Source organism: Clostridium zeae (assembly GCF_017312485.1).
GTDB classification, from domain to species: Bacteria; Bacillota; Clostridia; order Clostridiales; family Clostridiaceae; genus Clostridium_AR; species Clostridium_AR zeae.
Genome location: NZ_BMBA01000008.1, coordinates 90,318 through 104,867, shown reverse-complemented (window position 1 = coordinate 104,867; position 14,550 = coordinate 90,318). Strand labels below are relative to the sequence as shown.

Annotated in this window: 11 protein-coding genes; all 11 read left to right on the top strand. The window is 27.4% G+C overall.

All coding sequences use genetic code 11. From position 1 onward, the window contains the following. Positions 1 to 2 precede the first annotated feature (2 nt). Positions 3 to 1,373 carry a nucleotide sugar dehydrogenase gene (locus tag J3477_RS22465; RefSeq protein ID WP_206872483.1) on the top strand — a complete coding sequence of 457 codons (1,371 nt, stop codon included), beginning with the start codon at positions 3 to 5 and terminating at the stop codon, positions 1,371 to 1,373. 14 nt (positions 1,374 to 1,387) lie between these two features. Continuing rightward, positions 1,388 to 2,548 carry a beta 1-4 rhamnosyltransferase Cps2T gene (cps2T, locus tag J3477_RS22460; RefSeq protein ID WP_206872482.1) on the top strand — a complete coding sequence of 387 codons (1,161 nt, stop codon included), beginning with the start codon at positions 1,388 to 1,390 and terminating at the stop codon, positions 2,546 to 2,548. 18 nt (positions 2,549 to 2,566) lie between these two features. Beyond that, on the top strand, positions 2,567 to 3,907 hold the full coding sequence (locus J3477_RS22455) for a glycosyltransferase (RefSeq protein WP_206872481.1): 1,341 nt from the start codon (positions 2,567 to 2,569) through the stop codon (positions 3,905 to 3,907). A 6-nt stretch (positions 3,908 to 3,913) separates the two neighbouring features. Further along, a complete protein-coding gene (locus J3477_RS22450) occupies positions 3,914 to 5,110 on the top strand; it encodes a glycosyltransferase family protein (protein WP_206872480.1) in 1,197 nt (398 codons plus the stop codon). A gap of 175 nt (positions 5,111 to 5,285) precedes the next feature. Beyond that, a complete protein-coding gene (locus tag J3477_RS22445; protein ID WP_206872479.1) occupies positions 5,286 to 7,307 on the top strand; it encodes a heparinase II/III domain-containing protein in 2,022 nt (673 codons plus the stop codon). 561 nt (positions 7,308 to 7,868) lie between these two features. Continuing rightward, positions 7,869 to 9,167 (top strand): O-antigen ligase family protein, encoded by a 1,299-nt coding sequence (locus J3477_RS22440; RefSeq protein ID WP_206872478.1) that lies wholly within the window; start codon positions 7,869 to 7,871, stop codon positions 9,165 to 9,167. A gap of 186 nt (positions 9,168 to 9,353) precedes the next feature. Further along, the gene (locus tag J3477_RS22435; RefSeq protein ID WP_206872477.1) at positions 9,354 to 10,535 is read left to right on the top strand and encodes a glycosyltransferase family 4 protein; all 1,182 of its coding nucleotides are present in this window, start codon (positions 9,354 to 9,356) and stop codon (positions 10,533 to 10,535) included. A gap of 134 nt (positions 10,536 to 10,669) precedes the next feature. Next, entirely contained in the window at positions 10,670 to 11,566 is an 897-nt protein-coding gene (locus J3477_RS22430) for a glycosyltransferase (RefSeq protein ID WP_206872476.1), read from the top strand. Position 11,567: 1 nt separating this feature from the next. Then, positions 11,568 to 12,809: a flippase gene (locus J3477_RS22425; protein ID WP_206872475.1), complete on the top strand. Its 1,242-nt coding sequence runs from the start codon at positions 11,568 to 11,570 to the stop codon at positions 12,807 to 12,809. Positions 12,810 to 12,833: 24 nt separating this feature from the next. Next, a complete protein-coding gene (locus tag J3477_RS22420) occupies positions 12,834 to 13,925 on the top strand; it encodes a DegT/DnrJ/EryC1/StrS family aminotransferase (protein WP_206872474.1) in 1,092 nt (363 codons plus the stop codon). A gap of 32 nt (positions 13,926 to 13,957) precedes the next feature. After that, on the top strand, positions 13,958 to 14,512 hold the full coding sequence (locus J3477_RS22415) for an acyltransferase (protein ID WP_206872473.1): 555 nt from the start codon (positions 13,958 to 13,960) through the stop codon (positions 14,510 to 14,512). The last annotated feature ends 38 nt before the right edge of the window (positions 14,513 to 14,550 follow it).

Genomic DNA, 14,550 nt, shown 5'->3' with positions numbered 1-14,550 from the left:
ATATGGCAGTAAATGAATTAGAAATAAAAGAAGAATTTATGGAACAATTTAACGAAAATATTCCAACGGATTCTATCAACAAAAAAGTGTGCGTGTTTGGACAAGGATTCGTAGGACTTCCTCTTACTTTGAGCTTTGCTTTTAGAGGTTGTGACACAATAGGTGTCGATGTTGATGAAATACTAGTTAAGCAGACTAATGAGGGAATAACTCATCACACTGAGAAGTTTCATGATGTAACAATAAAAGAAGTTTTAAATATAGAATTAAACAACGGAAGATATAAAGCTACTACAGATGGTGGAGAAGCAGTTAGAAATAGCAACAATATAATTGTTACAGTAGGTATACCTATAAAAGAAGGTGAATATATTATAGATTACCTTAAGTCTGCATGTGAAACTATAGGTAGCAATCTAAAAAAAGGTGATTTAGTAATAATAAGAAGCACAGTTATACCAGGTACAACAGAGGATTTATGTCTACCTATATTAGAAGAAAAGTCAGGTATGAAAGCTGGCGAAGATTTTTATCTAGCTTATGCTTCAGAGAGAATAGCTGAGGGACTTGCTTTCGATGAATTTGCTAATATGCCTACTATTGTAGGTGCAATAAATGAAGCTAGTCTAAATAGAGCAATCGAAGTCCTTAGTGTAGTTTGTAAAGCTGAAGTTATACCGGCTACAAATATAAAAGCAGTTGAAACCTCAAAGGTTTTTGAAAATGTTCAAAGAGATGTAAATATAGCTATGGCTCAGGAATTCGCTAGATTTACAGAAGGTTTAGGAATAGATATATTTGAAGTAGTTAAGCTTGCAAACACACATAAAAGAGTTAATTTATTAACACCAGGTCCAGGAGTTGGTGGATATTGTATACCGAATGCATATCATTATATCCAACCAAAGGCGGCAGAAATGGATATTGATATGGGGATACTTAAGCTTGCTAGAGCTAAGAATGCTGAACTTCCAGCCTTTGTAGCAAGCAAGGCTGAAGAACTTTTATGTAAGATGGGTAAAAGTTTAAAGGGTAGCAGAATAGCAGTGCTTGGACTTGCTATGAAGGATTACTCAAATGATGATAGAATAAGTCCACCAATTGATATATGTAACATACTTATTGAAAAGGGTGCAGAGGTTAGAGCTTTTGATCCAGTAGTTCCTACTAAGTATAGCTTTAAAGTTGATTCACAAGGTGAGGCACTTAAAGATGCCGATATAGTTATGGTACTTGCAAAACAGCATGAATTTAACTTAGAGTGTAGGGAATTAAAATCATTTATGAGTAAAAATCCAATATGTATGGATACAAAAGCTATAATAGATAAGAATAAAGCTATAGAAGCAGGTTTTGAATACTGGAGAATATAGATAGGTGGTACTTTATGAGAAATGTATTTATAATTGGTTCAAAAGGAATACCAGCGAGATATGGTGGTTTTGAAACCTTTGTTGATAAGCTTACTGAAAAAAAACAGGCCGATAATATAAAATATCATGTGGCCTGTTTATCATATGAAAAAGATAATGAATTTGAGTTTAATAGAGCTAGATGTTTTAATGTTAAGATAAAAAAAATAGGTAGTGCATCAGCTATAACTTACGATATAAAAGCTCTTAATATGTGTTACGAGTATATTAAATCAAATGCATTAAAAGATTGTGTAATTTATATATTAGCGTGTAGAATTGGACCTTATCTAAATTTAGTAAAAGGAAAATTCGAAAAAGCAGGCATAAAGATATTTGTAAATCCAGATGGACACGAGTGGAAGAGAAGTAAATGGAGCTGGTATATAAAAAAGTATTGGAAGTTATCAGAAAATTTAATGGTAAAAAATGCTGATTTGCTTATATGTGATTCAATTGGCATAGAGGAATATATAAAGAAGGACTATAGTAAATATAATCCTAAAACTACTTTTATAGCATATGGGGCAGATATAGAAAAATCGAGGTTATCAGATAATGACGAAAAATTATTAGATTGGTATAACAAATTTAAAATAAAAAAAGACAATTACTACTTGATAGTTGGACGTTTCGTACCAGAAAATAATTATGAATTAATGATTAGAGAATTTATGTTAAGTAAAACTGACAAGGAGCTAGTAATAATAACTAATCATGAGGACAATAAGTACTATGATCAGTTACTTGCGAAAACAAATTTTAAGAAGGACAAGAGAATAAAGTTTGTAGGAACAGTATATGATCAAGAATTATTAAAAAAGATAAGAGAGAATGCATTTGCATACTTGCATGGACATGAAGTTGGTGGTACTAACCCGTCTTTGTTAGAAGCTTTAGCAAGCACAAAAGTGAATTTATTATTAGATGTTGTGTTTAATAAGGAAGTTGGAGCTGATGGAGCTCTTTATTTTAGTAAAAATGAAGGGAACCTAGCTAATACTATAGATAGTCTAGATTCATTAGAAATTGAAAAAATAGATGAATTGGATAGAAAATCTGAAGATAGAATAAAATCATCATATTCTTGGGAAAAGATTGTGGATGATTATGAAAATATATTTAGAAATTTATAGAAAGAAATGATGATTAATATGAAAATATTACATTACACTCTCGGATTACCTCCATACAGGACAGGAGGATTAACTAAATATTCAATTGATATAATGAGTGAGCAATCAAAAGAAGGTAATGATGTTTTCTTATTATTTCCTGGAATTATAGAAGTGTTAAATAAAAAAACTAGTATTAAGCCTTATAAGCGATATGGAAATATTAGAGTATTTGAAATAGTTAATCCGCTTCCAGTACCATTGTTAAATGGTGTAAGGAAACCAGAGATTTTTATGAAGAGTTGCGATAAAAAAATCTTTATAGAGTTTCTTATAGATTTAAAGATAGAAGTTGTTCATATTCATACATTTATGGGGTTATATAAAGAATTTATTTTAGCTTGTAAAGAGTTAGGAATTAAAGTGTTATATACAACTCATGATTACTTTGGTCTTTGCACTAAAGTGAATTTTTTCGATTATGAAGGGAACTCTTGCGAAGAAAGAAATATAGAGAAGTGTTTGAAATGTAATATGTGCGGTTCAAGTGAAGGCAAGATGTTAATATTACAATCTAAACCATATAGAGAATTAAAAAATATAGGTTTTATCGATTTGATTAAGAAGATGAAAGTAAAATCAAAATCTAATGATAAAGAAGTGGACGATGTAGTAAGTGATATAAATGAGGAATGTTATATAGAATTAATAAAGTATTACGAAGAAATGTATGTTAATATAGATTTCTTTTTGTTTAATAGTAGTGTAACTAAGAATATATTTATGAAGTATTTAAATATAAAAGGTGAAATAGTACCAATAACCCATAGTAATATAAAAGATAATAAGGTTTTGAAAAATTATGAAGATAAAACTTTAAAAATAACTTATTTGGGACCTACTAAGAAATACAAAGGCTTCAACTTTATTATAGATGTAATGAAGCGAATTGAAACTAGCGATATACAGTTAAATGTATATGGAGATACTACTGTGGATAAAACAGTTGTCCCTAATAATACGCACTTACATGGAAGATATCGATATGAACAATTAAAAGAGATATTTATAAATACTGATGTATTGGTGGTTCCGAGTATATGGAATGAGACATTTGGTTTTATAACATTAGAAGCATTGAGTTATGGAGTGCCAGTTATATCTTCTGATATGGTAGGTAGTAAGGATATGTTAGATTATGAGAGGTATGGATTGGTATTGAAGCCAGAGATTCAATTGTTTGCAGATAAATTAATTGAATTACAAAAAGATAAATCTAAACTTAAGGATTTCAATACAAATATTGTAAGTTCACTAAATGTTCTAAACATAAAAGAACATGTGAAAGATTTATATTATTATTATGAAGATGGAAGATGATAGCGAATGAATAGTTTATTATATATAACTGACTATATAGAAGGATCACCGGTAATTGCATCAGTGAGATATGAGGGAATAATACAGCATCTTACTAGTAAATTTGATGTAAGTGTAGTTACAAATATGAATTTTAATAATTATGAATCCAAATATTCACGTAGAACATTACACTTTAAAACATTTGAAAGAAGTTTAGAAAAATTATCGAGTAATAATGGAAGTAGAGGACATAAGCATAATCCACTATATATATGGATGTTAGGTAAAATCAAAGTTGCTTGGAAAGTTGTAAAGTATAGTAAATGTGTTTTTGTTTGGAAGAATAGAAAATTAATAAAACAAATTAATAAGATTATTAAAGAGGAAAATATAAAAAAAGTATTATTAACTGTTCCTGATATATATGGTATTTATATAATTGATAGCATATGCAAAAATAATAATGTTGAGATAATAACGGAGATAAGAGATATTATTAGTAATAAAATTATTTGTGATAATTATAGAATTGCTCTCAAAGCAGAAAGAGTTATGACTAGTATATCAGATAAACTTATAGTTTTATCAGATGGAATATATAATAAGTATTGTGATGAAAATAAGAATATCAGAACTATAATGAATGGTTACAATGATATTAAAAATATAGATGTTACAATAGACAAAAATAAAGATGATAATTATGTGGTTTACTCACATATTGGATCACTTTACAAAGGTAGAGCTGTACGTGAATTTATAATTGCATTGGATAAGAAAGCAAAGAAGAATTCAGAAAAGAAATATGTGCTACAATTCATTGGGTTTGTAGATTCAGATACTTATGAAATAATAAATAATATAGAATGTAATGAACTAGAAATAAGAATATTAGGTACGGTAAGTAGTGAAAAAGCTAATGAGTATATGATTTCTTCAGATTATTTAGTAATACTTACACATAAGAGTGGAAGCGAATACGCAATACCAGGGAAAACATTTGATTATATTGGAGCTGAAAAGCCGATAATAGCTGTAACTAATGATCAGCCTTTAATAAACTTAGTTGATAATAAATTTGGGATTTGTGTAGGTCATGATATTAATGATATAGAAAGTGGATTGAAAAAATTAGAAGTTAGTAAATATAATTATGAAAATAAGGAAGAGTTCTCTAGAACTAATCAAGTTAAAAAGATTATCGAGTTTATTGAGGCCTAATTACTAAATGAAGTAACAAAACTTATTTATGTAATAAAGTATTAGATTTTAATGAATAGAGAATTAATACGGATGATATTTGAATTTTGCAAGTATGCTTAATATGAATAACATTGAACATTTAAACGGATGAATATTATATAACATTGAGTGAAAACTTCAGAAGGGATATTAAATGAGGCTTGATAATATAAAAAATAAATTACACAAACTCTACGATATAATTAAAGATTATATCTACACAGAAAATATACAAAATAATAATACAAATATTAATAATATAATAAATTTGCAAATGCTTAGCAAATTCACCGACGAGAACATATCAAGTAGCGAATTAGAATATGTAGTGAAAAGATATATGAATCATGAGTTTGATCTTCTTGGAAGTGGATGGGTAAAGGCATCTTACAAGTTTGATTCATTCGGATCAAATGGAATTTTATATAGAAATAAATTTAATAATTTGGAAAGAGATCAGATTATTAGACGTACTATAATTTTTAAGAAGAGAAAAAAAAGTAAGTTGTTGGCTAGTAAAATTCAGAAGTCATACGAGATGATTAATTGGGCTAGAGACTATAAATCAGGCTATACATATAATACAAAATTGCATAAAAACCTGATTAAGCCTGGAAAGCCTTTTGGTTCTGAAATAAAGTTCCCTTGGGAGCTTTCTAGGATGCATCATTTAGTTCAAATGTCTATATTTTCATTGATAGATGGAAGTCTTAGTAAAGATTTAATAGAAGAATTTAAAAATCAAACCTTAGATTTTTTTTCAACTAATCCCAAACCATTTGGTGTTAACTGGGTATGTCCTATGGATGTAGGAATAAGAATAGTTAACATACTTATAGCTTACGATATTTTTACTCAACTAGATTCAAGTAATGTTATAGAAAGTAATTTTAAAGAGATATTAGCACAAGAGGTTGTAAATCACTTAGATTTTGTTTATAACAATCTGGAGAATAAGGGGGTGCCTGGAAACCATTATCTTGCAAATTTGGCTGCTCTAATTATAGGAGGAATATACATATCTAACGAATATGCTTTAAATAAATATTTAGAGTTAGGTATAAAAGAATTTATTAATCAAATCGATATTCAATTTAATTCTGATGGTTCTAACTTTGAAGCTTCAACTGCATACCATAATTTATCGTTTGAAATTATGACAGTAACTATATTGTATATACTAAGATTATTAGAGCTAAATCCTAAAATTGAAAAAGATTTTAAAAATATTGATAAAAATTATTTGTTAGACAAACTTTATAAGGCGTTACAGTTTAATATTGATATGCTTAAAGATAATGATAAAATTATACAAATTGGTGATAATGATAGTGGAAGATTTATAAAACTGACGACTACAGGTGAATTCTTAGATGAAAATAAATATAAGAATAGATATAAAAGCTTAGAAAACTATGAATATAGCTTAAGATTATTTTTTGATGAAAATATGTTAAATAATAAATCTACTAGTGCTTTAGCATCAGCTTTTTTTGACATAAGATATAATGAGTTTCCTGTTGAATATTTTTTTGTTAAATCTATATATAATCATAATAATCCAACCAAATATACTAAAAATTATTTAGATAGCTTTTACGAAGACGATGATATAATTAAGCAATTAGAATATAAAAAAGAGAGAGTCTTTGATGTTCAATTAGGAAGTAAAGACGATCGAGAAGTAAAATATTATAAAGATTTCGGATTAGCAATTGTATCATCAGTAAATTGGAAGATATATTTATTTGCAGGGCCGGTAGGATATGAAGGATTAGGGGCTCATTCTCATAATGATAAATTGAATATAGAGTTTGTATATGAAGGTCAAGATATATTATATGATTCAGGAGCTTATTTATATACATCAAGTGAATCTAATAGGAATGAGTTTAGATCGTCTATTAAGCATAATATACCGATACCTTTATATGATGAGCAAGAGCAAAATATATTTTTTCATATGTTTGGCACTAGGTGTGAAACCAGTTGTAGGTTTATAGAAGTAAGTAATACTACGGTGTCAGCAGTGTGCGGATATAGAAATAAGACATTTTTCAGACAATTAATCATAGAAGATGATAAATTAATAATTAGAGATTTTGCGAACGTAGAATTTTTTCAGAACTTTAATGATAGTAGTTTTTCAAATGGATATGGGAAGTTAATGAATTAGAAGAATCTTATTTGAAGATATATAGGTTTGGGTGTAATGATGGAAAAAACAATACCGCAAGATATTAATATAATAAGAAAAGTTGTTATATGTTTAAGTGATATTGTGATGCTCTTTGGCAGAAGAAAACGAAGATATGCTTATTATTACTATTTTAAATGAGGCAATTATTATATTTAAAGAGTGTTGAAAAACAATATAAACATTTTAATAAATGCAGAATTAGTATAGTTTTAATATTTTTTAAATTACATACTGAGAAGTAATGATAAATGATACTATATGGAGATTTCGAATATAAATTTATAAATTATAAAGAGTTTCGTAATTAAGTAGTAGTTACTTTGATTAAAATCGTCAGTAGAAGTTGTTGTTAAAAGTTATAATAAAATTAAAAGTATACGAAAAGAAGTCTAATTAGGTTAGAGTTATATATAATAAAAATTAGGTGAATTTATAAATGGTATATATAACACTATTTATATTGATATTTAATTAGGAACTTAATAAATTTAACCGTATGATGTATAATTAAAATCAGTAAAGTATAGGTGGATAATAATGAAACAGTATTTTTCAGTATTTTTATTATTTATGTTATTTGGAGTTTTTCCAATTATATTATTTTGTTTTAATATAGTAGGGGTTTATGCTGCATTGCTTATTCCTTTAGCGTTAATGTTAATTACTTATTATTTATGTTTTATAAAAAAGGATTTGGTCATTAATATAAAAGAGAGCATATTTTCAATATTTTATATTTTTAAACAAGTTATTTCAGCAAATTTAGATCTTATTTATATATTATCTGCATTTAAAGTTATTCAAGCAATTTTTAAAGATCGTAATTTTATAAAAACGAGTGTTAAATACTTTGCACCAATAGTTATGTGGGCAATAATACAAATTGCAACACAAAACGTTGATATCGTTAGATTATTGGTGAATGTTTCAAAAATATATCTATGTATTATAGGATTCCTATATGTAAAAGAAAACTTTGGCAACTTAAAAATAAAAGCTATTATTATGTATACCTCTTTATTATTTACAGTTTTATTACCTATTTCATTGACATATAAAACTGAATTGTTTTGGAGATTAAATGATTTGGTTAATATGTATTCACAAACAAGATTGAGATTGTTCTATACGGAACCTTCAGAACTTGCATTTTATATAAGTATTATACTTATATTTCTATCATATTATTTCTTAGCCGAAAAAAATAAGAAAATAAACTTGTTTTTAATATTAATTTTAGGTTATGAGCTTTCTTTATCTTCTGGATTGAATGGTTTGGTTGGATTAGTTGGAAGTATTTTTTTAATGTTAGTTGTTAATTTTCATCAAAAAGTGAATCCTAAAAATTTTGTGAAATATTATGTTGCATCCGCTTTAATTATTGGCATTGGATTAACCATTATATTGAGAAGTGAGACTATTATGGGTAGGATTAATGATGTTATACAAGGTAATGACGGCTCTGTAAACTACAGAGTACAGATTGGATATCTTACGATGAAAAATGCATTGGTTAATTCTCATTTAATAGGAGTAGGTTTTGGGAACTCAAATACTGATATGTTCCAGTATATATATTCTAGTTATGGGATTAAAGATGTAATAGCAAATTCATTTATGTATTTTATAACAGAAGGAGGAGTATTTGCAATAATATATTTAATTACTTTCTACGTATTAACTTTAAGAGGAATTAATAAACAAAATATATTACTTAAATTACCTTTATTAATGTTTATAATTTATTATCAAATTGGTGGAGGGTATTTTACAAATCCTATAAATTGGATAGTTTGCGGAATTATAGCATCTGAATCACAGCACATTGTTACATAAATTCTGGTGATTATAAATATAGAATCAAATATCATGTAGATGCTTAAATAGTATATATGGGTAAATTAATATATTCAATCTAAGATATTGATTGAATTTCTTTAGTTAAATATAAGAAGTTGAAATATAACTTAATTTAATGTACTTGTTAAGTTTATTATAATTATTTATTAAGGTGTGATGTTAATGAAAATTTGCTTTTTAACAGATTCAGTATTTATGCATGGTGGAGTTGCTAGGGTAGTAACGACATTGGCAAATGAATTATCAAAAAGCCATGAAGTGAATATAATTTGTACTAGAACTGATATAACTAAAAATTATGGGTTCTATAATTTAAATAACGAAAAAGTTGAAGTTATATACAAGAGAATGAATTATTCTTTTGTAAAAAAGGTTAGAAGAAAAATTATTGAAACAATTAGTAGCTATATTAATATATTTGATAAAGATTCAATGATAAGATTTAATAGTGAAGTTTTATATCCTAAGGATATACAGGAAGAATTTATTGAATTTATAAATAAGCAAGAATATGATATCGTAATTGGATGTCATGCATATTTTACTATTTTTTTAGGTATAATTGCGCCTTATTTAAAATCTAAAACAGTTGGCTGGCAACATAATATGTTTGAAGCTTATTTTACAGTAAGAGGAAGGTATGCTTATAATAAAAAAGAGTTATTTAAATATACTCTAAATAATTTAGATGGAAATATAGTTTTAACTAAACAAGATTTAGAATTATATAATAAGTATTTAAGTAAAAACACATTTCAAATTTATAATCCAGTTACAATTGAATCTAGTGAAGTAGCAAAATTAAATACAAGAACAATAATTTCTGTTGGAAGATTAGATAAAAGTAAAGGATTTGATTTACTAATAAAGGCTTTTAGTAGTATTGCTGGTAGGTTTGATGATGTGAGGCTCATAATAGTAGGAGATGGAGAGGAACGAAATGAACTAAATAAACTGATTATTAGCTTGAATTTATGCGGTAAAGTAGAAATAACTGGCTTTACCAATGATGTAACGAGTTACTATTTAAGTTCATGTGCGTATGTATGTTCTTCTAGATGGGAAGGGTTCCCTTTAACTCCGGTGGAAGCTATGAAGGTTGGATTGCCACTTATATCATTTGATATACCGTCAGCAAAAGAACTATTGGGAGATAATCAATATGGTATTTTGGTTAGGTCTGGCGATGTTGAGAATTTATCTAATAGTATAGCTAAGATAATTGAAGATGATAGTTTGAAACTGCATTATTCTGGTCGCTCTATAGAAAGATCTTGTGACTTTTTAGTGGACAATATATTACAGGAATGGGAACGTGTTATGACTACTATAGTAAATAAATAGAGAGATAAAATATTATTAGTATCGATATTTGTTTATGTAATATGAAAATTCTAGTTAATTCAGTTATTTTGGGAGCAAATAGGTTATTAGGAAGTATTAAATAATTTACAGAATATATTTAATAGGAGTTTTTTATGAAGATTAGTGTCCATATGATAACATATAATCATGAAAGGTATATAAGGAAAGCCATAGAAAGTGTGATTGCGCAGAAGGGGGATTTTGAATTAGAACTTGTTATAGGTGATGATGTATCCTTGGATAATACTAGGTCTATAATTATGGAATTCTATAATAGGTATAGTGATACAATAAAATTGAATTTTCATGAAAAGAATGTAGGACCAAATAATAATTTCAAGTCTACCTTGGAGATGTGCACAGGAAATTATGTTGCAATATTAGAGGGAGATGATTATTGGATAGATGAATATAAGCTACAAAAACAGTTAGATTTTTTGGAGCGTAATAGAGAATATACCATGTGCTTTACTAAAACTAAGTTTTTCTATGAAGAAGATGGGCGCTATGATGAACAAGTTATAAAAGAAAAAAAAGATTATTATGATGTTAAGGATTTATTGAAAGGAAATTTCATATTCCATCTAACATGTTTATTTAGAAATACTGATATTAAGCGTTATCCTGAGTGGCTATGGAGACATAAAATACTGGATTATCCTATGCATTTACTAAGAGCTGCAGATGGAAGAATTGGCTTGCTTGATGAAATAACAGCAGTTTATAGAATTCATAATGGAAGTTTATCTAGAACTTCCGATAAAGTATGGTGGTATAAGGACTTAATATCAATATTAGATGATTTTAATTCTTACACAGACCATAAATTTAATGAAAGAATAAACAAGAGAAAAGCTTACTATTATAGTTTTTTGTCATTATATGAGGTTGATAGAAGAATAGCAACAAATTTGTTTGCTAGAGGATTATTTAGAAATATATTCAATAGCGTTGCTTTTAAGAATAAAGTTAAGTTTATTGTTAATTTAATAAAAAGGAAATATAAATAGAATGGAAAAAAGAAAACGTGCGTTAATTTTAAAAGATAGCTTATATTTGACCATATCTAGATTTACTAGATATGGGCTAATGTTTATATTTACAGCTATTTGTGCAAGATATCTTGGAAGCAATGATTACGGAATAATATCTTACAACCTATCTCAGACAAGTATAATAGCTCTTCTTTTTAGTCTTGGAGCAGATACATATATTGTTGTCCAGTTATCAAAGCATGTAAAAAAAACAAATATGTTTGTTAGTATAAACATGATGAATAGAATTGTGCTTATATCTACAGTAACTATATGTATTTTTATTGTGAATAATATTACAGAAATATATCCATTTAGTTTTGTATCAATAATGATTTACTTTACTACAATTTTCGATAGTTTTAGGACGATAAGTGATGGCTTTTTTCAATCAAGACAGAAAATTAAATATGTAGCTTTTTTTGAAATTCTGAGAGCTATTCTATTATTGATAGGTAGTGTCTTTATAATTGTATTCCTGAAAAAAGGAATAAATGGAGTAGCTATAATTTATTTTGCAACAAGTCTTTTTATAATGTTAGTAAGTTATGGTCTAATGATATTTAAATTTAATGTTAAATTTGTTAAGGTAAAATTAAAAAATGTTTTAAGGCTAATCAGAGAAGCATTTCCATTCTTTTTAAACGGCATAATACTTATATTAAGTATACAAATAGATATCATAATGATAAATAAACTTGCAGGTAATAATGAAACGGCTTATTATAATACAGCTAAAAAGATAATTGATATAGTATTAATGATACCATCAATAATATCAATGGTCATCTTGCCAAGAATCAGTAAAAATCAAGTAAGTAAAGTTCAGAGTAAAAAAATATTAAGAGTGATAACATTGATTGGGATTGTAGTTTCTATATTTATATATAGTATATCTGATATCTTTATAAAAGTTGCTTTTGGAAGTGAATATATAGAGAGCAGCGCAATAATAAAAGTATTTTGCCTTGGATTTCCATTGCTATTTATAAACTCATTCATTTCTACTTGTTTAATTGGAAATGGACTTCAAAAAAAAGTTCTTTCAGCGAATGCTATCGGAACAACAATAAATATAGTGTCAAATCTAATTTTAATTCCTAAATTTCTGTGTGTTGGGGCTGCTATTTCAACGCTAATAAGTATATTTATAAATACAATACAGTTTTCATTATATTATAGAAAGTTAGAATTTGTTGATAACATAAAACAAACGTAATTTAGTTAATGAGGAGGCAATAATATGATTAATGTTACTAAAACTTTCATTCCCAATAAGGAAAAATACAAGAAATACGTCGATCAAATACTTGATAGTGGGTGGCTTACTAATAATGGGGTGTTCGCTCAACAATTAGAGCGCAGATTAGAAGAATATTTGGGGGTTAAACATATTGTTCTTGTATCAAATGGGACTTTGGCTCTACAAATAGCATATAGAGCTCTTGGATTAAGTGGAGAGGCTATAACGACTCCATTTACTTTTGTTGCTACAACCAGTTCTCTTGTATGGGAGGGAATTGAACCAGTTTTTGTTGATATAGATCCTAATAGCTATTGTTTGGATTCAAATAAGATTGAAGAAAAAATAACTACAAAAACATCAGCTATAGTTCCAGTTCATGTCTTTGGAAATGCATGTGACGTAGAAAAAATTGATGAAATTGCGAAAAGTAATAATCTTAAGGTTATATATGATGCCGCACATGCTTTTGATGTTAGATACAAAGATAAAAGTTTATTAAATTTCGGCGATATATCAACTTTAAGTTTTCATAGTACAAAGATATTTCATACAATAGAAGGCGGCGCGCTAATAATAAATGATGATGAAGTGTATAATAAGGTAAGATTATTAATTAATTTCGGGATAAGTGGACCAGATGTTATAGATGGATTAGGTATAAACACAAAGATGAATGAATTCCAAGCAGCAATGGGACTTTGTATATTGGATGAGATTGAGAGCATTAAATTTAATAGGAAGAATGTATATGAGTATTATAGAGAAGGGCTTTCAAAAAATCTTACATTCCAACGTATAAATGATAATATACAATGGAACTATTCATATTTTCCTGTTGAGTTTAAGGATGAAAATCAATTATTAGAGGTTAGAAAAAAACTAAATCTTAAAGAAATATATCCTAGAAGATATTTTTATCCATCATTGGAAACACTAAATTATATAAAAAAGTCTTATAAGGTTGAAAAATCTAATAGTTTGGCTAAAAGAATATTATGTTTACCGTTTTACGATTCTATAGATAAGGAGACTTTAGATAAGATAATAGAGATAGTAAATAGTGTTGTTGATAATGACAAATGTAATTAACATTTGCAAAAGTATTAAAAAGGAGGTTTAAAATGAATAGCTTTTATAGTAAAGAAGAGTTGAACGGTATAGGTTTTTCAAGAATAGGGAACAATGTTTTAATAAGCAGAAAATGTAGTATATATTCGCCTGAAAAAATATCAATTGGAGATAATGTTAGAATCGACGATTTTTCTATATTAACAGGTAATATCTCTATAGGTAATTATGTACACATAGCATCATATGTGGCGCTTTACGCTGGCAGAGAAGGAATAGAAGTTGAAGATTTCGTAGGGATTTCTGCTAGATCTTTAATATATAGTGTTACAGATGATTATAGTGGTGAATATTTAACTAATCCTACAATTCCAATGCAGTTCAAGAATATACAGGATGAAAAAGTAATATTAAGAAAACATTCACTTGTAGGGGCTGGTTGTATAGTTCTTCCGGGAGTTGTTATAGAAGAAGGTTGTTCTTTTGGAGCAATGAGTCTAATTAATAAAAGTACGCAGCCGTGGGGAGTATATATAGGTGCGCCTGCTAAAAGATTGAAAGATAGAAGCAAGAATTTACTTAAAGTAGAAAAACAATTTTTAGATTGATTTAAACTTTTAAAGCAAATTAAAAACGGAGTCATATT

Coding starts and splice junctions, on each gene's coding strand:
- J3477_RS22420 (WP_206872474.1), top strand. CDS start 12,834: ATGATTAATGTTACTAAAACTTTCATTCCCAATAAGGAAAAATACAAG.
- J3477_RS22465 (WP_206872483.1), top strand. CDS start 3: ATGGCAGTAAATGAATTAGAAATAAAAGAAGAATTTATGGAACAATTT.
- J3477_RS22445 (WP_206872479.1), top strand. CDS start 5,286: ATGAGGCTTGATAATATAAAAAATAAATTACACAAACTCTACGATATA.
- J3477_RS22430 (WP_206872476.1), top strand. CDS start 10,670: ATGAAGATTAGTGTCCATATGATAACATATAATCATGAAAGGTATATA.
- J3477_RS22415 (WP_206872473.1), top strand. CDS start 13,958: ATGAATAGCTTTTATAGTAAAGAAGAGTTGAACGGTATAGGTTTTTCA.
- J3477_RS22440 (WP_206872478.1), top strand. CDS start 7,869: ATGAAACAGTATTTTTCAGTATTTTTATTATTTATGTTATTTGGAGTT.
- J3477_RS22435 (WP_206872477.1), top strand. CDS start 9,354: ATGAAAATTTGCTTTTTAACAGATTCAGTATTTATGCATGGTGGAGTT.
- cps2T (WP_206872482.1), top strand. CDS start 1,388: ATGAGAAATGTATTTATAATTGGTTCAAAAGGAATACCAGCGAGATAT.
- J3477_RS22455 (WP_206872481.1), top strand. CDS start 2,567: ATGAAAATATTACATTACACTCTCGGATTACCTCCATACAGGACAGGA.
- J3477_RS22450 (WP_206872480.1), top strand. CDS start 3,914: ATGAATAGTTTATTATATATAACTGACTATATAGAAGGATCACCGGTA.
- J3477_RS22425 (WP_206872475.1), top strand. CDS start 11,568: ATGGAAAAAAGAAAACGTGCGTTAATTTTAAAAGATAGCTTATATTTG.